Genomic DNA, 19,675 nt, shown 5'->3' on the forward strand with positions numbered 1-19,675 from the left:
GGTGGGTGTAGGACGATTCGGGGTGCGGCCGGCTACGAGGCGAACAGCCGCACCGGCCAGGCCGCGTGCGCCTCGGCCATGACGTCGAGCAGCGGAGCCGATGCGGCGGGCAGCACGGCGGCCCCCTCGACCACCGCCTCCGCCGCGGCGACGGCCGCCCGCCGGGCCACGGCGTCCAGCTCCGGCGCGAGCCGGGCGAGGACGCCCGTCGCGTCGAACGGGTCGAGGCCCAGCAGCCGCACGACCGCTGTGGCCGGGCCGCTCACCGCCTCGTACGCCACGCAGTGCGCCGCGTCCTCGGGCCCGAGTGAGGCCGCACGGGCGGCGAGTCCGAGCACGACGGGCTGGTGGGCGCCGCGCGGCCGGGCCGCGGCCAGCGCGTCGAGTTCAGCCGACGGCCAGGTGGCCCGGGCCGCGCGCATCATCTGGCGGCCCAGCTTGCGGGCGGTGGCCCGCAGGGCGGGCGAGGGGGTGCGGGCGTCGGCGGCCTCGTCCAGGAGGAGCGGGTCGAGGCCGGCGGCCGCCGCCGCGGCGAGGGCCGCGGCGGTGAGGCCGGCGGTGTGCAGCCGGCCGCGGCAGAACTCCGCCAGGTCGGCGGCGGTACGGATGCGGCCCGCCTTGACGGCCGCCTCGGCCCCGCCGGAGTGGGCATGGCCCCCGGCGGGGAAGCGGCCGTCGGCGAGGACGAGCAGGGCAGCGCGACTCATGTGATGACAGCCCGTCAGAAGAGGAAGTACCGCTGGGCCATGGGCAGTTCGGCGGCCGGCGCGGGCTCGACCACGTCTCCGTCGATGGTCACGGTGAACGTGTCCGGATCGACCCGGACGTCCGGAGTTGCGTCGTTCTCGCGCATGTCCGCCTTGCCGACCCGACGGGTGTTCTCGATGGCCACGAACCGCTTGTCCAGGCCGAGCCGGTCGGGCAGGCCGTCATCGAGTGCCGCCCGGGACACGAAGTTGAGCGAGTTGGCGGCGGGCGCCCTGCCGAGCGCGCCGAACATGGGGCGCGGCAGGATCGGCTGCGGGGTGGGGATCGACGCGTTGGCGTCGCCCATCTGCGCGTACGCGATCTGGCCGCCCTTGATGACCAGTTGCGGCTTGACGCCGAAGAAGGCGGGCTCCCACAGCACCAGGTCGGCGAGCTTGCCGGACTCGACGGAGCCGATCTCACGGTCCAGGCCCTGGGCGACCGCCGGATTGATCGTGTACTTGGCGACGTAACGGCGCACCCGGTGGTTGTCGGCCCGGCCGTCACCGGCGAGCGCGCCCCGGCGCACCTTCATGACGTGCGCGGTCTGCCAGGTCCGCAGCACGACCTCGCCGATGCGGCCCATCGCCTGGGAGTCGGAGGAGATGATCGAGATGGCGCCGAGGTCGTGCAGGAAGTCCTCGGCGGCGATGGTGGAGGGACGGATGCGGGACTCGGCGAACGCCAGGTCCTCCGGCACGGCCGGGTTGAGATGGTGACAGACCATCAGCATGTCGAGGTGTTCCTCGATGGTGTTGACGGTGTGCGGCCGGGTCGGATTGGTGGAGCTCGGCAGCACGTTGGGCTGCGAGACCACGGTGATGATGTCGGGCGCGTGCCCGCCGCCCGCGCCTTCGGTGTGGTAGGCGTGGATCGAGCGGCCCGCGATCGCGGCGAGGGTGTCGCCGACGAAGCCCGCCTCGTTCAACGTGTCGGTGTGGATGGCGAGTTGGGCGCCGGTCTCGTCGCACACACCGAGGCAGGCGTCGATGACGGCGGGGGTCGCGCCCCAGTCCTCGTGGATCTTGAACCCGAGCGCGCCGCCGCGCAGTTGGGAGTGCATCGCCTCGCGCGACATGGTGTTGCCCTTGCCGAGGAGGCCGATGTTGACGGGCGAGTTCTCCAGGGCGGCGAACATCCGGGCCAGGTGCCAGGAGCCCGGGGTGACGGTGGTGGCCTTGCTGCCCTCGGCGGGTCCGGTGCCGCCGCCGACCAGGGTGGTGATGCCGGAGGACAGCGCCTGGTCGATGAGGGTGGGCGAGATGAAGTGGACGTGCGTGTCGACGGCCCCGGCGGTCAGGATCTTCCCGTTGCCCGCGATGATCTCGGTCTCGGGGCCGATGACGAGGTCGGGGTGGACCCCGTCCATGGTGTCCGGGTTGCCGGCCTTGCCGATGCCGGTGATCCGGCCGTCGCGGATGCCGATGTCCGCCTTGACGATGCCCCAGTGGTCGATGATCACGGCGCCGGTGACAACGGTGTCGGGGGCGCCTTCGGCGCGGGTGGTGCGCGCCTGCCCCATCGATTCGCGGATCACCTTGCCGCCGCCGAACACGGCCTCGTCGCCCGAGCGTCCGGGCCCGCCGGAGCGGTCCTCCTCGATCTCGACCAGGAGTGCGGTGTCGGCGAGCCGGATGCGGTCGCCGGTGGTGGGGCCGAACAGGTCGGCGTACCCGGCGCGGTCGAGGTCAGTCATCGAGGGAGCCTCCGGTCTCGCCGCGCAGCCCGGGCACGATGCGCCGGCCGGCCAGGGGGACGAGTTCTACGTCTACGGGGATACCGGGTTCGAAGCGGACGGCGGTGCCCGCGGCGATGTTCAGTCGCTTGCCCCGGGCAACCGTACGGTCGAAGTCGAGGCCGGGGTTGGCCTCAACGAAGTGGTAGTGGGAGCCGACCTGGACGGGCCGGTCGGCGGCGTTGAGTACGGTCATCCGCACGACGGGACGGCCCTCGTTGAGGACGATGGGGTCCTCGGCGAAGAGGATCTCTCCGGGAATCACGGCGGCGCTCCCGTCAGGCGATCGGTTCGTGGACGGTGACGAGCTTGGTGCCGTCCGAGAAGGTCGCCTCGACCTGGACGTCGTGGATCATCTCCGGGATGCCCGGCATGACCTCGTCGCGGGAGAGCAGTTTCCGTCCGGACGCCATGAGTTCGGCGACGGTGCGGCCGTCGCGGGCGCCTTCCAGGATGTGCGAGGTGATGAGGGCGACGGATTCGGGGTGGTTGAGCTTCACCCCGCGGGCCCTGCGCTTCTCCGCTACGTCCGCGGCCACATGGATGAGCAGCCGTTCCTGCTCGTGCGGCGTCAGTTGCACGCTTCCCACCTCACACTCGTGCCCTCCCCGTCACGGACAGCCGTGGACGGGCCCAGCGAGCGTCCGGGGCGAAGACGGATCGGACCGGCAGCTTCCGCCCGAACGCAGCGGAACCGTATCCGACTTCAACAGGTTGTTGAGGACCATCTCCCGGCCCCTTGGCCAGCCATTGCACGTTAAGGCGGAAGTTTTTCCGGCGCGTTAACTGACACTTTAGAAAGGCATGATCATCCCGAGGGTGCGGTAGCGGGGCAGGTGCGTGTATAGAGCACCCACAGCTGCCCGCATCCCCCTCGGCGACCCGGCGAACCGCGCTCCGCGTTCAGTCCCCGGTGCGCGGATCGCGGTGTTCGGCGGCGATCCCGAAGCGCCGGGGCTCGGCGGGCGCGGCGGCGGGCAGATGGCGCACCGAGGACAGGGACGTGATCACCTGCTCCTCCTCCTGCCGCGCGGCCTCCAGCTTCTCCAGGTCGGCGGCGGAGACCAGGGCGACGAGCGGCTTCCCGTGGCGCGTCACCACGACCCGCTCCCCGCCGTACACCACGCGGTTGATCAGCTCCGCGAGCTCTGCGCGGGCTTGCGTCACCGGAATCTCGTAGGCCATGACGTCCAGCTTAGACGCCGCTCACCGAACCCACCGATATCCGAACGGGCCGACAAATACGCAGGTCAGGGGCGCACTGACCAACTTCCGCGGAAACAGTGCGGTCCGGCGGGTCCCCCGATTGGGGCCCGCCGGACCGCGCGCGGCCGTCACGCCGCCGCGGCGGCCGCCTCCTCCGCGGTCCTGGCCTCGACCGCGTACACGTCCACGTACTCCTGCTGGGAGAGCTTCTGCACGGCGTACATGATCTCGTCCGTCACGGCCCGCAGGACCAGGCGCTCGTCCTCCATCCCCGCATAGCGGGAGAAGTCCAGGGGTTCACCGAAGCGGAGGGTGACCGGTACCCGCCGGGGCAGCCTGCGCCCCTTCGGCTGCGCCTCGAACGTGCCGATGATCGCGACCGGAACCACCGGGGCGCCGGAGCGCAACGCCATCGCGGCGACCCCGACCTTGCCCTTGTAGAGCCGTCCGTCGTGCGAGCGCGTCCCCTCCGGGAAGACCCCCAACGCCCCTTCGCCGTCGAGGACTTGGAGCGCGGCGTCGATCGCCGCCCGGGCCGCGTCCCTGCCGGAGCGGTCGACGGGGATCTGGCCGAGCGCGCGGAAGAAGGCGGCCGTCGCCCGGCCGGTGAGGCCCGGCGCGGTGAAGTACTCCTGCTTGGCCAGGAAGGTGAGCCGGCGCCGCAGCGTCACGCCGAGCAGGAACTGGTCGGTGAACGACTGGTGATTCCCCGCGAGGATCACCGCACCTGCCTCGGGCACCCGCCCGGCCCCCTCGACGCTCGGGCGGAACAGCCACCGCAACAGCGGCAGCAGCACGAGACGGAATGCGAAATAGAACACTTCAGTGAGCCCTCTCCCCAGGTGACCCCCGCCGACGCACGCTAGCCACGGGCGAGGGGCTCCCGGGAGAGCGCCTAATGAGCCAGCCCGGGTCGCGGGACGGGCACCATAACGGCCCAAATCTCCTGCTCGCTCAGGGCGAAACGTCCTCCCACCTGCACCTTCCTGCGGAGCGCCATGACGTCCATGTTCCTGTGTTCTGTACGTCCTGTACGTTTCTGACAGAGGCCTTCGGGCTCCGGTCGAGGAGAGGTACGCCATGAACCACCGCCCTGCCGCCCGCCATGTGCTCCCCCAGTTCGAGGAGCGCACCGCCACCGGCATCCGCACGCTCGATCCGTACTCCAAGCTCTTCGAGGAGCGGATCGTCTTTCTCGGCACCCCGGTCGACGACGCGTCCGCCAACGACGTGATGGCCCAGTTCATGCACCTGGAACACGCGGACCCGGACCGGGACATCTCGCTGTACATCAACTCCCCCGGCGGCTCGCTCACCGCGATGACCGCGATCCACGACACGATGCGGTTCGTCACGTGTGACGTGCAGACGTTCTGCCTGGGCCAGGTGAGCTCGGTGGCCGCGGTGCTGCTCGCGGCCGGCACCCCCGGCAAGCGCGCCGTGCAGCCCGCCTCCCGGGTGCTTCTGCAACAGCCGTCCATCGAGGAGCCGATGCGGGGCCAGCCCTCCGACCTGGAGATCCACGCGGCCGAAATCCTGCGCGGGCGGGCCCTGTTGACCGAGCTGCTCGCGCGCTACACCGGCAAGGACGCGGAGCGGGTGGCCGCCGACATCGACCGGGACCTGGTCTTCGACGCCGAGGGTGCCGTGGCGTACGGGCTCGCCGATCATGTGCTCCAGAGCCGCAAGACGTCCCTGCGCGGCAGGTGAGGGCCCGTGCTGCCACCGGAGCTTCCGCCGCTGCCGGCGCTCACGCGCGCCGAGTCCGAGTTCATCGACTCCTATCTCGCGGTGGTCGACCTGCTCGGCCGGATCAACCCGGCGCACGGCCATGACACGTATGCGGCCCTGCGGGCGGCGCAGGCACTGGTCGGCCGGGCCGCCGCGCTCAAGGACGCCCTCACGTTGATGCACGCGCGCGGCGAGGCACAGGTGCACGCTCAGACGCTGACGCGGGCACTGCGGGTGCTGGACGGCGAACGACGCGCGGGGAGGCTGACGGTCCCGCCGCAGTCGACGGTGTGAGTGGATCAGGGGTACGCGACGCGCTCGGGGAACGCGCGAAACGAACCAAACGGGCTACCCCCGTTCGGCCCACCGGCGGATCTTTTCACTGAGCCTTATGAGCCGCTTACGGCCCGTGGCCACAGTGCTGAAACGATCCTTCTTTGCAGGTACGAGGCTCGCCAACCCCGTTCGGAGCAGCGTCCATTCGCCCTTGTCCACCCGAATGGGGCACTCGTGAGGAGCCTCACAGAAAGCCGTTTCGGGCCGTAAATCCGACAGTCGGTGCGTGAAGATCCCTGAGACGACAAGCCCCCGCCACCGCGGCGGGGCGGTCCGGGCGGACGCCGAGTCCTGCCGCCGTTCCGGACGTCTGGTCGACAGGAGTGGACCGGCAGGAGTGGAGGACCCGATTTCTTCGGGGCGGCCGAGCCTTGGCCGTCCCTCGGGGTGAAGCCGTTCGCGCGGCCGGGCATCTTCGCCAGTCCGAACCCGACAGGTCATCCTTCGCAGGCGGTTTGACGAAGGGTTGCGCATGACCGCGCAGACACACGTCCCGTCCCTGACGGTCCGGCTCGGCACCGTCTGTGCCCTCGCTCTCGCCGTCACGGGCGGCACCACGCTGGCCCCGGGCGGCACGTCCGAGGCGAACGCCGCGGCCGTCGCCGCCCGGGCGCTCCACGTGGCCGCGTCGAAGAAGGGAGCGCCCTACCAGTACGGCGCCTCGGGCCCCTCCCGCTTCGACTGCTCGGGGCTCACGCTGTACTCGTTCAAGCAGGCGGGCCGCAGGCTCCCACGCTCGGCGCAGCAGCAGTACAACAGCTCCCGGCACGTCACCGCGGGCTCCCGCAAAGCGGGGGACCTGGTCTTCTTCCACTCCGGAGGCAGCGTGTACCACGTGGGGATCTACGCGGGGAACGGCCGGATCTGGCACTCCCCCAAGACCGGTGCCGTGGTCCGTCTGGAGCGGATCTGGAGCAGCGCGGTCTGGTACGGGCGGGTGGGCTGACGCCCCGTCGGCCGGGGCCCGGTGCGCGCCGCGCGCACCAGGGGCTCCCCGAGGCGCCTCGGGGACCCAACGTGCCTCGGGGCCCGACGCGCCTTGGGGGCCGGGCGTACCTCGGGGGCCGGGCGCGCTCGCGGGTCCCCTAGCCGCTCTGGACCGGCGCCGTCCACGGCAGGGCGATCCAGACCGTCTTGCCGCCGTCCGCGGTGGGGGCGACCGAGAGCCGGCCGCCGGACTCGGCCGCGAGCCAGCGGATGATCACCATGCCGCGACCGTTGTCCTGCTGGACGGCGGCGGGCAGCCGCTTCGGCCAGCGCGGGTGGCTGTCGGTGACGCCGATCCGCAGCTCTTCCTCGCGCTCCAGGTGGATGTCGACGGTGAAGGTGGGCGACTGGCCGAAGGTGTGCTGGACCGCGTTGGTGGCGAGTTCCGAGACGATGAGCCGGACCGTGTCGGCGGCCTCGGCTCCGGAGGGCAGGCCCCATTCGGTGAGGACCCCGGCGACGTACCGCCGTGCCGCGGAGACCGAGGCGGGAGCGCTCGGCAGAGTAACGGTTGCTTCGAGGTGGTCTGCCATGGCGACGCAATCCCTTTCCCACCCGGGCCGGCTGTTGCCTCGTGGCGGATGAGCGCTCGCGAAGACGACTACGGCCTCGGATTGTGCTTCGCGCCAGAGTGCCACTCATCGTGCCGGTCTCGGGTGCGATCCACCAAGATATGCATATATCTGTCGCTCAAAGCGGTGAACTCTCCGACGGCAGAGCGTATTTGGGCCCACACTTACCCATCGCCGGAGGCGAAGGAGGCGGCCATGGGGCATGGACCGGCAGTGCGCAGACGCAAGCTGGGCGAGGAACTGCGCAAACTGCGCGACGGCACGGGACTCACGAGCGGGGCGGCCGCCTCCCTGGTCGGCTGGCACCAGTCGAAGGTGAGCCGGATCGAGACCGGACGCAGCGGTGCCAAGCCGGCCGACGTGGCGCGCCTGCTCGACGCGTACGGAATCGACGACCCCCAACTCCGCTCCCTGTTGCAGGCGTTGGCGGACTCGGCGGGCAGCGGCGGGGTGGACTGGGCGCAGGCCTACCGGAGCCTGCTGCCGCCGCAGTACCGCGACTTCATCAGCCTGGAGTCGCAGGCGCGTTCGGCGCGCACCCTGGAAACCTCGGTGGTACCCGGCCTGTTGCAGACCGCGGCGTATGCGCGGGCGGTGACGCGGGCCGCGCTCGGGGGGCTTCCGCCGGACAAGGTGGACTCGCTCGTGGAAGTCCGGATCGCGCGCCAGGAGGTCCTGCGCGGCGATCCGCCGCTGATGCTCAGCGCGGTCCTGGACGAGGCGGTGATCCGCCGCAGCGTGGGCGGCCCGTCGGTCATGCGCGAGCAGTTACGGCATTTACTGGACGTCGCCTCGCTGCCGCACGTGCGGCTGCACGTCATTCCTTTCCAGCACGGAGGCTATGTCGGCCTCACCGGCCCTTTCATTATGTTTTCGTTTCCGGCCATTTCTGATCTGGATGTGGTTGTTATCGACCACTTGACGAGTAGCCTCTACCTTGAGCGGAGAGAAGACCTTGAGGCGTACAGTGCCGCGTTCGACGCCGTCCAGGCACTCGCGCTTCCCTCCACGGAATCGTTGAATCTCATCGCCAGAACAGCCCGGGAAGGACCGGGTTAGTTCACGGCGGGTGGGGAGGCATGATGTCCGCACATCCTGCGCACGTTCCTTCCAGCACATCCCTCACCGGTGCCACCTGGCGGCGCAGCAGCCGCAGCGTGGGCATGAACAACTGTGTCGAGACGGCCCGGCTCAATGGCGAGCTGCTTGCCGTCCGCGACTCCCAACGGATCGACGGGCCCGCGCTGCTCTTCGGCGCACCCGCCTGGCAACGCTTCATCTCCACCGTCACGCACGTGGGTTGACGGTTCGTCACACCGTGGGCGCGGTCCTCAGGATCGCGCCCACCGCCATGTCGATCTGGCGTTCCGTCAGGTCCGCCCGCGCGGTCAGCCGGATGCGCGAGATGCCGTCCGGCACCGAGGGGGGACGGAAACAGCCCACCACGAGCCCGGCGGCCCGGCAGTCCGCGGCCCAGGCGACCGCCGCCTCGGGCGAGGGCGCGCGTACGGAGACCACCGCGGCGTCGGGGCGTACCGCGAGGTGTCCGGCGGCGGTGATCCTGGCGTGCAGCTCGGCCGCGACGGCGCGGGCCCGGGCCGCCAACTCCGGTTCCGTACGCAGCAGTCGAAGGGCCGCGAGGGCCCCGCCGACGGCCGCCGGGGCGAGCCCGGTGTCGAAGATGAAGGTGCGCGCCGCGTTCACCAGGTGGCGGACGACCCGGGCCGGGCCGAGGACCGCGCCGCCCTGGCTGCCGAGGGACTTCGACAGGGTGACGGTGGCGACCGTGTCGCCCGCGCCCGCGAGCCCGGCCGCGTGCAGCGCGCCGCGTCCGCCCTCGCCGAGCACCCCGAGCCCGTGCGCGTCGTCCACGACCAGCGCGGCCCCGAACTCCCGGCAGAGTGATGCCAGTTGGGCCAGCGGTGCGGCGTCCCCGTCCACCGAGAACACCGAGTCGGACACGACGAGCCCGGGTCCGCCGTGGGCGTCCAGGGCCTTGCGGACGGCCTCCGGTTCGGCGTGCGGCACGACTTCGGTGCGGGCCCGGGCGAGGCGGCAGCCGTCCACGATGGAGGCGTGGTTGCCCGCGTCGGACACGATCAGCGAGCCGTGCGGGCCGAGCGCGGTGAGGGCCGCCAGGTTCGCCGCGTACCCGGAGGAGAAGACCAGGGCGGCCTCGAAGCCGCAGAATTCGGCCAGCTCGCGCTCCAGTTCGGCGTGCAGCTCGGTGGTGCCGGTCACCAGGCGCGAGCCGGTGGCGCCCGCGCCCCAGCGGCGGGCCGCCTCGGCCGCGCCCGCGGTGACCGCGGGGTGCCGGGTGAGGCCCAGGTAGTCGTTGCTCGCCAGGTCCAGGAGGTCCTGGCCGGCGGCGCGCGGCCGCAGCGTGCGGACCAGACCGGCGCGCTCGCGGCGCTCCGATTCTGCGTCGATCCAGTCGAACGGCGCTCGCGGCATGGTGGAGTCCCTTTTTGTAGGCTGCCGACAGACCCTAGCCGGTGCCGTGCCCGGTCATGGTGTGGCGATACACACACCTCAAACGGGCTGTGTTGTGGGATCCCTACCTTGGCCGCAGGCGGTGCCGTGCGCGAAGATCGGCGCCATGGACCTGCTGAACACGCTGGTGGACAAGGGGTTGCGGCGCGAACTGCCGACCCGCGAAGAGGCACTCGCCGTACTGGCGACCTCCGACGACGAACTGCTCGATGTGGTGGCCGCGGCCGGCAAGGTGCGCCGCCAGTGGTTCGGCCGCCGGGTGAAGCTGAACTATCTGGTCAACCTGAAGTCGGGTCTGTGCCCCGAGGACTGTTCGTACTGCTCCCAGCGGCTCGGCTCCAAGGCCGACATCCTCAAGTACACCTGGCTCAAGCCGGACGAGGCCTCCAAGGCGGCGGCCGCGGGCGTGGCCGGCGGCGCGAAGCGGGTCTGCCTGGTGGCCAGCGGCCGCGGCCCCACGGACCGCGACATCGCCCGGGTCTCCGAGACCATCGAGGCGATCAAGGAGCAGAACGAGGGCGTCGAGGTCTGCGCCTGCCTCGGGCTGCTCTCCGACGGTCAGGCCGAGCGGCTGCGGGCGGCCGGCGCGGACGCGTACAACCACAACCTCAACACGTCCGAGGCCACGTACGGGGACATCACGTCCACGCACACCTACCAGGACCGCGTGGACACCGTGACCAAGGCGCACGACGCGGGTCTTTCGGCCTGCTCGGGTCTGATCGCGGGCATGGGCGAGTCCGACGAGGACCTGGTCGACGTCGTCTTCTCGCTGCGCGAGCTCGACCCGGACTCGGTGCCGGTGAACTTCCTGATCCCGTTCGAGGGCACCCCGCTCGGCAAGGAGTGGAACCTCACCCCGCAGCGCTGCCTGCGCATCCTCGCCATGACCCGGTTCGTGTGCCCGGACGTCGAGGTGCGGCTCGCCGGCGGCCGCGAGGTGCATCTGCGTTCGATGCAGCCGCTCGCCCTGAACCTGGTCAACTCGATCTTCCTGGGCGACTACCTGACCAGTGAGGGCCAGGCCGGACAGGCCGACCTCGACATGATCGCGGACGCCGGGTTCGAGGTGGAGGGCGCGGGCACCACGACGCTGCCGCGCCACCGCGCCGACGCGCTCGCCGCCGCGGGCTGCGGCACCGGCCCCGCGGGCTGCGGCTCGCACGAGGACGGCGCCTGCGGCACGCACGAGGGCGGCGGCTGCGGTCCCTGCGGCGGCCACGGCGCCCCCGAGGTGCCCGAGCAGGTGCCCGCCGACCAGGCGCGCACGGATCTGGTGGCGGTGCGCCGCCGGGGCGCCGGAACGGATCTCGCGCCCAATGCCTGAGCACTCCCCCGCGGATCTGCTCGACCTGGACCGCAGGCACGTCTGGCATCCGTACGGCCCGATGCCCAACCGGCAGGAGCAGCTCCTGGTCGAGTCGGCCTCGGGCGTACGGCTCCGGCTCGCCGAACCCGCGCACGGGCAGCGCGAGTTGATCGACGGCATGGCGTCCTGGTGGTCGGCCGTGCACGGCTACAACCACCCGGTGCTCAACGAGGCGGTGCGGGACCAGCTGGGCCGGATGAGCCACGTCATGTTCGGCGGGCTCACCCACGAGCCCGCCGTGCGGCTCGCCGCCCGGCTCGTGGAGATCACCCCCGGGCCGCTCCAGCACGTCTTCCTCAGTGACTCGGGGTCGGTCTCGGTCGAGGTCGCCGTGAAGATGTGCCTGCAGTACTGGCGCTCGGTCGGGCAGCCGCGCAAGCAGCGCCTGCTCACCTGGCGCGGCGGCTACCACGGCGACACCTGGCAGCCGATGTCGGTGTGCGACCCCGAGGGCGGGATGCACGAGCTGTGGCAGGGCGCGCTGCCCAAGCAGGTGTTCGTGGACGCCCCTCCGGCCCGCTTCGACGAGGCGTACGCGCGGGAGCTGCGCGAGGCGATCGCCCGCCATGCCGACGAGGTCGCCGCGGTGATCGTGGAGCCGGTGGTGCAGGGCGCGGGCGGCATGCGCTTCCACGCGCCGGAGTACCTGCGGGTGCTGCGCGAGGCCTGTGACGAGCACGGCGTGCTGCTCGTGTTCGACGAGATCGCCTCGGGCTTCGGCCGCACCGGCACCCTGTTCGCGGCGGACCACGCGGGCGTCTCACCCGACGTCATGTGCGTCGGCAAGGCCTTGACCGGCGGCTATCTGTCGATGGCGGCGACGCTGTGCACCACCCGGGTCGCCGAGGGCATCTCCTCGGGCGAGGTCCCGGTGCTCGCGCACGGGCCGACGTTCATGGGCAACCCGCTGGCCGCCTCGGTGGCGCTGGCCTCGATCGACCTGCTGCTCGGCCAGGACTGGCGGGGCGAGGTCAAGCGCATCGAGGCCGGTCTGCTGGACGGGCTCGGCGCGGCCCGTTCGATCGAGGGCGTACGGGAGGTGCGGGTGCTCGGCGCCATCGGCGTGGTCCAGCTGGACCACGAGGTGGACGTGCGGGCGGCGACCGCGGCGGCCGTGCGCGAGGGCGTGTGGCTGCGCCCCTTCCGGGATCTGATCTACACGATGCCGCCCTATGTGACGGGCGACGACGATCTGGCGCGCGTCTGCCGTGCGGTGTGCGCGGCGGCGCGGGAGGGCTGAGATGACGATTCTGGTGGTGAGCGGTACGGGCACCGAGATCGGCAAGACGATCACCACGGCGGCGGTCGCCGCCCTGGCACTCGCCGGCGGGCGTTCGGTGGCCGTCCTGAAACCGGCCCAGACGGGGGTCGCGCCGGGCGAGCCCGGGGACGTCGCCGAGGTGCGGCGGCTCGCGGGCGAGGCGGTGACCGGGGCCGAACTGGCCCGGTTCCCCGAGCCGTTGGCACCCAACACCTCGGCCCGCCGGGCGGGCATGACCCCCGTCGGGCCCGCGGAGGTCGCCGAGGCGGCGGCCAAGCTGGCCACCGAGCACGACCTGGTCCTGGTCGAGGGCGCGGGCGGTCTGCTGGTCCGCTTCGACGACGAGGGCGGCACTCTCGCGGACGCGGCCCGGCTGCTCGGTGCCCCCGTTCTGGTGGTGACGCCCGCCGGACTGGGCACACTCAACTCGACGGCGCTGACCGGCGAGGCCCTGCGGGCCCGGGACATCGAGTTCGCCGGGGTCGTGGTGGGCAGCTGGCCCGCCGAGCCGGATCTGGCCTCGCGATGCAATCTCGCGGACCTTCCGGAGTCGGCCGGTGCGCCCTTGCTCGGCACCGTGCCCGAGGGCGCCGGACGGCTGGCGCCCGCCGACTTCCGTACCCGAGCGGCCGGCTGGCTCGCCCCGGCGCTCGGCGGCGTTTGGAGTATCTGATGGCTGTGTTACGGGCCCGCCTCGGGCAGCTCGTCGTGGACTGCGCCGACCCGGGGCGGCTCGCCCGCTTCTGGGCCGGACTGCTCGGCGGGCGCCCCGTGGTGCGGGACGCCTCGTGGGCGTACGTCGATCCGCCGGGCGCTCCGCGCCTCGCCTTCCAGAAGGTGCCGGAGTCGAAGGCGGCCAAGAACCGGCTGCACCTCGACCTCACGGTCGAGGACGTGCGCCGGGCGCGGGCGGCGGCCGTACGGCGCGGGGCGACACCGGTGGGCGCGACGGTCATCGACCCACAGGGCGCCTTCCAGGTGATGCACGACCCCGAGGGCAACGAGTTCTGCTTCGTGGCGGCCGCCGACGGGTGAGCGGCCGGGAGGCGGGGACAATGCCGTTGGGGCCCGTCCGCCGGAGCCTGTCCGGGACGCGGGGCCCGACCGGCTGTCCAGGCTCAGGAGGTCCGACATGGCGCAGCGCACCAAGATCGCTCCGGATGCCGTGCACCACCCCCTCTTCGCCCGCTTCTACGCGCGCTACAGCGAGGCCGTCGATCTGCGGGCCGGGATCTCCGCGTACCGCCGCGAACTGCTCGACGGACTCTCGGGGCGCGTCATCGAGATCGGCGCCGGCAACGGCCTCAACTTCGCGCACTATCCGACGGCGGTCTCCGAGGTGGTGGCCATCGAACCCGAACGCACGCTGCGGCAGTCGGCGGTCCGTGCGGCGCTGCGGGCGGAGGTTCCGGTGGACGTGGTGCCCGGCTCCGCCGAGGCCCTTCCGGTCAAGAGCGAGGCCTTCGACGCGGCGGTCGCCTCGCTTGTGCTGTGCTCGGTGCGGGATCTGCCGCGGGCGCTCGCCGAGATCCGGCGCGTGCTGCGCCCGGGCGGCGAGCTGCGGTTCTTCGAGCACGGCCGGGCCGATGGCCGGGCGCTCGGGGCGGTGCAGCGGGGCCTGGACCGCACGGTGTGGCCGAGGCTTTTCGGCGGCTGTCACACGGCGCGCGATCCGCTGGGCGCGATCGAGGCGGCGGGCTTCGAGATCGTGGGCCACCGCCGGCTGAGGGTGCCCGAGAAGGGCATCGCGATGCCGTCCTCCCCTTGTGTCCTCGGGGCGGCGCGGCGCCCGGCGCTCGGCCCGGACGAATGAACTCCGCTTCCGCATGCGGGACATGAGCTCTGCTCCCGCGTGCGGTGCACGACCTCTACTGCCGTGCGCGGCAAGGGACAAGGGAGTTGGGGCTCGACGAAACGGAGGTGCCGGTGATCCGCGACCCGGGCGCGGCGGGTCGTGCCGATCGGGCGCTCTTCCCCGCGGACGGCCCGATCGTGGACCGGATGGAGCGGCCCGCCGCGGCGGCCGCACTGGAGCGGACGGCCCCCGCGGTGACCGTCGTCCCGGAGGGGATGCGGCTCTTCCTTCGCCCCGTGGGCCAAAACGGCTCGCCGCGCGCCGGAGGACGGTGGTGGGATGGCCCCATGACCGAGTTGCGCATCCGGGCCGCCGGACCCGAGGACCTGGACGCCGTGCTGGCGTTCTGGAAGACCGCCGCCGAGGGGACCAGCATCAGCGACGACCGGGCGGGGACCGAGCGCCTCGTCGCCCGCGACCCCGAGGCCCTGATCCTCGCGGAGCGGGACGGCCACCTGGCCGGCACGGTGATCGCCGGGTTCGACGGCTGGCGCTGTCATCTGTACCGGCTCGCGGTCCACCCGGACCAGCGCCGCAACGGCATCGGCCGGGCGCTCCTTGCGGCAGCCGAGGACCGGTTCGTCGCGCTCGGCGGACGCCGGGCGGACGCGATGGTGCTGGTGCGCAACGAGCTCGCGCGGCAGGCCTGGGCGGCCGCGGGGTACGAAGCCGAGGAGCAGTGGCGCCGCTGGGTGAAGCCGCTGGTCTGAACGACCGACCCCAGCTTCCCTTTGCCAGTGCTTTACCATGGGTGGACCCCCCACCCGCCGACTGAAAGGTGTGAGCGTCCGCCCATGGGCGAGCCTCCCAGTACCAGTACCGCCGCGCGACACCGCGCGCACCGCCTCCCTCTGCCCGATCATGGGACGGAGGTGAACCGATGACCGAAGTGCTCCTGCTCCTCGCGGCCGTACTGCTCTCGCTGGTCTGCGCGGTCTTCGTGGCGGCCGAGTTCTCTCTCACCACCGCCGAGCGCAGTGACCTGGAACGGGCCGTCGAGCGCGGCGAACGGGGCGCCTCCAGCGCCCTCAAGGCCGTCCGCAGCCTCACCTTCCAGCTGTCCGGCGCCCAGCTCGGCATCACCGTCACCGGACTCGTCATCGGCATGATCGCCAAGCCGTCGATCGCCAAGCTGCTCACCGGTCCGCTCGAATCGATCGGCCTGTCCGGCTCGACCGCGAGCTCGGTGGCCCTGGTGCTCGGCATGGTGCTCTCCACGGTGTTCCTGATGGTCGTCGGCGAGCTGGTCCCGAAGAACTGGGCCATCTCCTCGCCGGTCGCCGTGGCGAAGGTCGTCTCGGCTCCGCAGCGCGCCTTCAGCGCGGCCTTCCGCCCGCTGATCAGTCACCTCAACACCTCGGCCAACCACTTGGTGCGCCGCTTCGGCCTGGAGCCCGCCGAGGAGCTGGCCTCCGCGCGCAGCCCCCAGGAACTGGTCGCCCTCGCCCGCCACTCCGCCAAGGAGGGCGCTCTGGAGGCGGACACCGCCGAGCTGTTCGTCCGCACCCTCAGCCTCGCCGAACTCAACGCCGAGAACGTGATGACGCCCCGGGTCCAGGTCACCGCGCTCGACATCCAGGCCACCGCCGAGGACGTCGCGAACGCGACCCGCGCCACCGGCCTGTCCCGCTTCCCCGTCTACCGGGGCAGCCTCGATTCGGTCGTCGGCATCGCGCACATCAAGGACGTCCTCGCCGTGCCGGCCGAGCGTCGGCGGCTGCACCCGGTGACCGCGCTGCTGCGTGAGCCGCTGCTGGTCCCCGAGACGCTCACCGTGGACCGGCTCCTGGACCAGCTGTACGGCAGGCGGACCATGGCCGTCGTCATCGACGAGTACGGCGGCACCGCCGGCGTCGTGACTCTTGAGGACATCGTGGAGGAGGTCGTCGGCGAGGTCCGCGACGAGCACGATCCCCACGAGACCCCCGACCTCGCGCCCGCCGGCCAGGACGCGGACGGCCGCACCCTGTACTCCGCCGACGGCGCGGCCCGCGACGACCAGCTCGCCGTCATCGGGCTGCGCGTCCCGGACGGCCCCTACGAGACCCTGGCCGGCCTGGTCGCCACTCAGCTCGGCCGGATTCCCCGGGTCGGCGACCGGGTGGACCTGGCCGGCTGGCGCATGGACGTGGTCGACGCCGCCGGGCGGCGCGCGGCCCGCGTGCTGCTGCACGCGCCGCTGCACACCGACGACGAGGAGGCCGGCCGATGACCGTGATCCAGATTCTGATCGGCCTCGCCACCCTGGTCGTCAACGCCTTCTTCGTCGGTGCCGAGTTCGCCCTGATCTCGGTGCGCCGCAGCCAGATCGAGCCGCTCGCCGAGGACGGCAACCGCCGTGCCCGCAGCGTCATTTGGGGCCTGGAACACGTCTCGGCCCTGATGGCCGCGGCGCAGCTCGGCATCACGCTGTGCACACTGGTGCTCGGTGTGGTCGCCGAGCCCGCCATCGCGCACCTGGTGGCGCCGGTCTTCGAGGCGGTGGGCGTGCCGGACGGGCTCATCCACCCGGTCTCGTTCGTGATCGCCCTGGCGGTCGCGACGTATCTGCACATGCTGCTCGGCGAGATGGTGCCGAAGAACATCGCGCTGGCGGAGCCCGCGCGCACCGCTCTGCTGCTCGGTCCGCCGCTGGTGACGCTCGCCCGGGCACTGCGCCCGGTGATCTTCGCGATCAACGCGTTCGCCAACACCATCCTGAAACTGCTCAGGGTGGACGCCAAGGACCATGTCGCGGCGACCTTCTCGGACGACGAGCTGGCCCGCCTGGTGACGGACGCGGGCGACGCGGGACTGCTGGACGACCGGGCGGCCGAGCGCCTGCACGACGCCCTGGAACTCGGGCGCCGGCCGGTGCGGGACGTGGTGGTGCCGCTGGACAAGGTGGTGCGGGCCGCGGTCGGCACCACCCCGGAGGAGCTGGAGCGGCTCGCCGCGAGCTCCGGGTACTCGCGCTTCCCGGTCGTCGACGAGGACAGCCGCATCCTGGGCTATCTGCACGTCAAGGACGCCCTGGACGCGGCGCCGCGCGAGGTGGCCTTCCCGGTCGCGGCGCTGCGGCCGATCGCGCGGGTCCGCGCGGCGAGCCCGCTGGACGACGTGCTGACCGCGATGCGCCGCAGCCGCACGCACCTGGCCGCCGTGCTCGACGAGGACGGCAAGCTGGCCGGCCTGGTCACCATGGAGGACGTACTGCGCGAGCTCGTGGGGCGGCCGCCGGCGCCCGCGGCCTGACCGCTCAGACGGTCGGCCGGGCGGGGCCTGCCGGGTTCGTGGTCTCGGTGAGACCCGGGCCCGGCCGGCCCAGCTGCGAGGAGCCGACCGCCATCAGGACAGCGAGCAGCGCGGCCATGCCGGCGGTCGCGAAGGCGGCCGTCCAGTGGACGTCGAGCAGGTTCGTCGCGCCGGCCGTCAGGACGGCGGCGAGCGCCTGGGCGAAGGTGCGGATCGCACGCTCGGCGGTGGCCTTCCAGAAGGCCGCGGTGAACAACATCGCACGCTCGCTCTCTCACCGGCCACGCTCCGGCCGGGATCGTAAAAGTTGATGTGCTCCTGGCATACCGCGTAATCGGCCCGGCCGACAGGGCCTGACCGGCCTCTTTGTGATCACGGTCCCGGCCAGGGCTCCGACCGCCCCGGGCGGGGTGGCTACCGCGCGGTAGGATCGGCTCCGCCATGGAGATGAATGCCTCATACACCAGCTTTGCCGCGATCGGGGACTCCTTCACGGAGGGCATGTCCGACCGGCTTCCCGACGGGTCCTACCGCGGCTGGGCCGATCTGCTCGCCACCCGTCTCGCGAACCGCACCCCGGGCTTCCGCTACGCGAACCTCGCGGTGCGCGGCAAGCTCATCGGGCAGATCGTCGAGGAGCAGGTGGCCGCGGCGGCCGCCCTGCGCCCGGACGTCATCACCCTGGTCGGCGGCCTCAACGACACGTTGCGGCCCAAGTGCGACATGGGGCGGGTCCGGGGGCTCCTGACGGAGGCGGTCGAGCAGCTCGCCCCGTCCTGCAAGCAGCTGGTCCTGATGCGCAGCCCGGGCCGCAACGGCCCGGTCCTCGACCGTTTCCGGCCGCGCATGGAAGAACTGTTCGCGCACGTCGACGAACTCGCCGAGCGGCACGGGGCGTTGGTGGTGGACCTCTACGGCGCTCCGGCGCTCGCCGAGCAGCACATGTGGGACTTCGACCGGCTGCACCTGACGGCGGAGGGCCACCGCAGGGTGGCCGAGGCCGTCTGGCAGACGCTGGGCCTGGACGCCGAGGACGACTGGCGCTCGCCGCTGCCGCCCCCCGCCCGTCCGGGCTGGGCCGCGAGCCGCGGCGCCGATCTGCGCTTCGCCCGGCAGCACCTGGGGCCGTGGATCGGGCGCCGCCTCACCGGCCGCTCGACCGGCGACGGCCGTCACGGCGCGCACTACAGCGTCGCCGAGGGGCGGGCGTTCTGGGTCACGCCGGCGGAGGGCAAGCCGGTGGGCCCGGTGTCCGCATGGGTGCGGGTGGACGACTGAGGGTGCGGGGCCCGAGACCCCGCGCCGCCGGACACTCCCTCGACTCGGCCTCGAAACAAGGGAGTTGAGGGGTCTCGGGGCCGCCCGCGGGCGGCCCTGCCGTCATGCCGCGGCAGCCCGTTCCGGCACCCGGGCGCCGACGAAGCGTGCATCGCGGCGAATCCTGAAGCCCAGGGACTCGTACAGCCTGATGGCGCCGGTGTTGGCGGCCGCGGTGTGCAGGAACGGGGTCTCGCCCCGCTCCCGGATGCCGGCCGCGACCGCGCGGATCAGACGGGTGCCCAGACCCTGGCCGCGGAAGGCCTCGTCCGTGCAGACCGCGCTGATCTCGGTCCAGCCCGGAGGGCGCAGCCGCTCCCCCGCCATGGCGATCAGCCGACCCTCGCGGCGGATGCCCAGATAGGTGCCGAGCTCCACCGTGCGGGGCAGGAACGGGCCCGGCCGGGTGCGCTCCACGAGTGCCAGCATCTCGGGCACGTCGGCCGCGCCGAGCGGGACCGCCTCCTCGTCGTGGCGCGCGTCGAGGGACTCGTCCACGAGCTGGACGCCCGGCACGTCGAAGGTGATCTCCCAGCTCTCGGGCAGGGTGGCCCGCACTCCGGGCAGCGCCACCTCGGCGCCGGGGCCGGCGAGGGCCGCCAGGTCAGCCCAGTCGGAGGCGTCCGGCTCCGCCGGCAGCCCGAGCCAGGGCGAGACGTCGGTCTCGTAGCGCAGCACCCTGCCGCGCCCCTCGGCGAACCGCTTGTGCGGACCGGCCAGCGCGGCATAGGCGGGGTTGTCCAGTGGATGCGCCGGAATCCCGGTGCGGACGGACGTGTGCGGCATGATCTCCTCGCTCGGTGTTCGGGGTCTCGGGTGCTCAGTCTCGAGT

The 19,675-nt window shown here is 72.4% G+C and carries 24 protein-coding genes; 14 read left to right on the forward strand and 10 right to left on the reverse strand.

Features of this window, described 5'->3' with window-relative positions:
- Window positions 1-32 precede the first annotated feature (32 nt).
- The 6 genes from IE267_RS23590 to IE267_RS23615 form a co-directional block, all read right to left on the reverse strand.
- Window positions 33-707 carry an urease accessory protein UreF gene (locus IE267_RS23590; RefSeq protein WP_189764587.1) on the reverse strand — a complete coding sequence of 225 codons (675 nt, stop codon included), beginning with the start codon at window positions 705-707 and terminating at the stop codon, window positions 33-35.
- A 14-nt stretch (window positions 708-721) separates the two neighbouring features.
- Entirely contained in the window at window positions 722-2,443 is a 1,722-nt protein-coding gene (locus IE267_RS23595; protein ID WP_167155368.1) for an urease subunit alpha, read from the reverse strand.
- Window positions 2,436-2,747 (reverse strand): urease subunit beta, encoded by a 312-nt coding sequence (locus IE267_RS23600; protein WP_189764588.1) that lies wholly within the window; start codon window positions 2,745-2,747, stop codon window positions 2,436-2,438. Before IE267_RS23600 ends, IE267_RS23595 begins: the two co-directional genes overlap by 8 nt.
- A gap of 13 nt (window positions 2,748-2,760) precedes the next feature.
- The gene (locus IE267_RS23605; RefSeq protein WP_189764589.1) at window positions 2,761-3,063 is read right to left on the reverse strand and encodes an urease subunit gamma; all 303 of its coding nucleotides are present in this window, start codon (window positions 3,061-3,063) and stop codon (window positions 2,761-2,763) included.
- Between the two features lie 322 nt (window positions 3,064-3,385).
- The gene (locus IE267_RS23610) at window positions 3,386-3,667 is read right to left on the reverse strand and encodes a type II toxin-antitoxin system Phd/YefM family antitoxin (RefSeq protein WP_167155365.1); all 282 of its coding nucleotides are present in this window, start codon (window positions 3,665-3,667) and stop codon (window positions 3,386-3,388) included.
- Window positions 3,668-3,816: 149 nt separating this feature from the next.
- The gene (locus tag IE267_RS23615; protein ID WP_167155362.1) at window positions 3,817-4,509 is read right to left on the reverse strand and encodes a lysophospholipid acyltransferase family protein; all 693 of its coding nucleotides are present in this window, start codon (window positions 4,507-4,509) and stop codon (window positions 3,817-3,819) included.
- Window positions 4,510-4,768: 259 nt separating this feature from the next.
- Between IE267_RS23615 and IE267_RS23620 the strand changes: the two genes are divergently transcribed.
- The 3 genes from IE267_RS23620 (at window position 4,769) to IE267_RS23630 (ending at window position 6,701) form a co-directional block, all read left to right on the forward strand.
- Window positions 4,769-5,398 carry an ATP-dependent Clp protease proteolytic subunit gene (locus IE267_RS23620; RefSeq protein WP_167155359.1) on the forward strand — a complete coding sequence of 210 codons (630 nt, stop codon included), beginning with the start codon at window positions 4,769-4,771 and terminating at the stop codon, window positions 5,396-5,398.
- 6 nt (window positions 5,399-5,404) lie between these two features.
- Window positions 5,405-5,713, forward strand: a complete 309-nt coding sequence (locus tag IE267_RS23625) for a hypothetical protein (protein WP_161247367.1) — start codon at window positions 5,405-5,407, stop codon at window positions 5,711-5,713.
- 514 nt (window positions 5,714-6,227) lie between these two features.
- Window positions 6,228-6,701 carry a C40 family peptidase gene (locus IE267_RS23630; RefSeq protein WP_161247365.1) on the forward strand — a complete coding sequence of 158 codons (474 nt, stop codon included), beginning with the start codon at window positions 6,228-6,230 and terminating at the stop codon, window positions 6,699-6,701.
- Between the two features lie 139 nt (window positions 6,702-6,840).
- On the opposite strand, the gene IE267_RS23635 is transcribed toward IE267_RS23630, so the two are convergent.
- Entirely contained in the window at window positions 6,841-7,275 is a 435-nt protein-coding gene (locus IE267_RS23635) for an ATP-binding protein (protein WP_161251084.1), read from the reverse strand.
- 234 nt (window positions 7,276-7,509) lie between these two features.
- Here IE267_RS23635 and IE267_RS23640 point away from each other — a divergent pair, with 234 nt between their 5' ends.
- Window positions 7,510-8,373 carry a helix-turn-helix domain-containing protein gene (locus IE267_RS23640; RefSeq protein WP_189764590.1) on the forward strand — a complete coding sequence of 288 codons (864 nt, stop codon included), beginning with the start codon at window positions 7,510-7,512 and terminating at the stop codon, window positions 8,371-8,373.
- Window positions 8,374-8,396: 23 nt separating this feature from the next.
- On the forward strand, window positions 8,397-8,618 hold the full coding sequence (locus IE267_RS23645; protein ID WP_161251088.1) for a DUF397 domain-containing protein: 222 nt from the start codon (window positions 8,397-8,399) through the stop codon (window positions 8,616-8,618).
- 7 nt (window positions 8,619-8,625) lie between these two features.
- On the opposite strand, the gene IE267_RS23650 is transcribed toward IE267_RS23645, so the two are convergent.
- Entirely contained in the window at window positions 8,626-9,768 is a 1,143-nt protein-coding gene (locus tag IE267_RS23650; protein WP_189764591.1) for an 8-amino-7-oxononanoate synthase, read from the reverse strand.
- A 145-nt stretch (window positions 9,769-9,913) separates the two neighbouring features.
- On the opposite strand from IE267_RS23650, the gene bioB reads away from it, so the two are divergent.
- The 8 genes from bioB (at window position 9,914) to IE267_RS23690 (ending at window position 17,526) form a co-directional block, all read left to right on the forward strand.
- The gene (gene bioB, locus IE267_RS23655; RefSeq protein WP_167155350.1) at window positions 9,914-11,134 is read left to right on the forward strand and encodes a biotin synthase BioB; all 1,221 of its coding nucleotides are present in this window, start codon (window positions 9,914-9,916) and stop codon (window positions 11,132-11,134) included.
- Window positions 11,127-12,416 carry an adenosylmethionine--8-amino-7-oxononanoate transaminase gene (locus IE267_RS23660; protein ID WP_161249227.1) on the forward strand — a complete coding sequence of 430 codons (1,290 nt, stop codon included), beginning with the start codon at window positions 11,127-11,129 and terminating at the stop codon, window positions 12,414-12,416. The genes bioB and IE267_RS23660 overlap by 8 nt, the downstream gene beginning before the upstream one ends.
- 1 nt (window position 12,417) lies before the next feature.
- Window positions 12,418-13,110: a dethiobiotin synthase gene (gene bioD, locus IE267_RS23665; RefSeq protein ID WP_161249230.1), complete on the forward strand. Its 693-nt coding sequence runs from the start codon at window positions 12,418-12,420 to the stop codon at window positions 13,108-13,110.
- The gene (locus IE267_RS23670; protein WP_189764592.1) at window positions 13,110-13,472 is read left to right on the forward strand and encodes a VOC family protein; all 363 of its coding nucleotides are present in this window, start codon (window positions 13,110-13,112) and stop codon (window positions 13,470-13,472) included. Before bioD ends, IE267_RS23670 begins: the two co-directional genes overlap by 1 nt.
- Before the next feature lie 97 nt (window positions 13,473-13,569).
- Window positions 13,570-14,250, forward strand: a complete 681-nt coding sequence (locus IE267_RS23675) for a class I SAM-dependent methyltransferase (protein WP_167155340.1) — start codon at window positions 13,570-13,572, stop codon at window positions 14,248-14,250.
- A 329-nt stretch (window positions 14,251-14,579) separates the two neighbouring features.
- The gene (locus tag IE267_RS23680; RefSeq protein WP_189764770.1) at window positions 14,580-15,002 is read left to right on the forward strand and encodes a GNAT family N-acetyltransferase; all 423 of its coding nucleotides are present in this window, start codon (window positions 14,580-14,582) and stop codon (window positions 15,000-15,002) included.
- Between the two features lie 170 nt (window positions 15,003-15,172).
- Window positions 15,173-16,504 (forward strand): hemolysin family protein, encoded by a 1,332-nt coding sequence (locus IE267_RS23685; RefSeq protein ID WP_189764593.1) that lies wholly within the window; start codon window positions 15,173-15,175, stop codon window positions 16,502-16,504.
- On the forward strand, window positions 16,501-17,526 hold the full coding sequence (locus IE267_RS23690; protein ID WP_167155333.1) for a hemolysin family protein: 1,026 nt from the start codon (window positions 16,501-16,503) through the stop codon (window positions 17,524-17,526). The genes IE267_RS23685 and IE267_RS23690 overlap by 4 nt, the downstream gene beginning before the upstream one ends.
- Window positions 17,527-17,530: 4 nt before the next feature.
- On the opposite strand, the gene IE267_RS23695 is transcribed toward IE267_RS23690, so the two are convergent.
- Window positions 17,531-17,785: a holin gene (locus IE267_RS23695; RefSeq protein ID WP_202519387.1), complete on the reverse strand. Its 255-nt coding sequence runs from the start codon at window positions 17,783-17,785 to the stop codon at window positions 17,531-17,533.
- Window positions 17,786-17,967: 182 nt separating this feature from the next.
- Between IE267_RS23695 and IE267_RS23700 the strand changes: the two genes are divergently transcribed.
- Window positions 17,968-18,804 carry an SGNH/GDSL hydrolase family protein gene (locus tag IE267_RS23700; RefSeq protein WP_167155330.1) on the forward strand — a complete coding sequence of 279 codons (837 nt, stop codon included), beginning with the start codon at window positions 17,968-17,970 and terminating at the stop codon, window positions 18,802-18,804.
- Window positions 18,805-18,906: 102 nt separating this feature from the next.
- Here IE267_RS23700 and IE267_RS23705 read toward each other — a convergent pair whose 3' ends face one another.
- The gene (locus IE267_RS23705; protein WP_189764594.1) at window positions 18,907-19,629 is read right to left on the reverse strand and encodes a GNAT family N-acetyltransferase; all 723 of its coding nucleotides are present in this window, start codon (window positions 19,627-19,629) and stop codon (window positions 18,907-18,909) included.
- Between the last annotated feature and the right edge of the window lie 46 nt (window positions 19,630-19,675).

The sequence above is a fragment of the Streptomyces xanthochromogenes genome (genome assembly GCF_014650455.1).
Classification (GTDB): Bacteria; Actinomycetota; Actinomycetes; order Streptomycetales; family Streptomycetaceae; genus Streptomyces; species Streptomyces xanthochromogenes.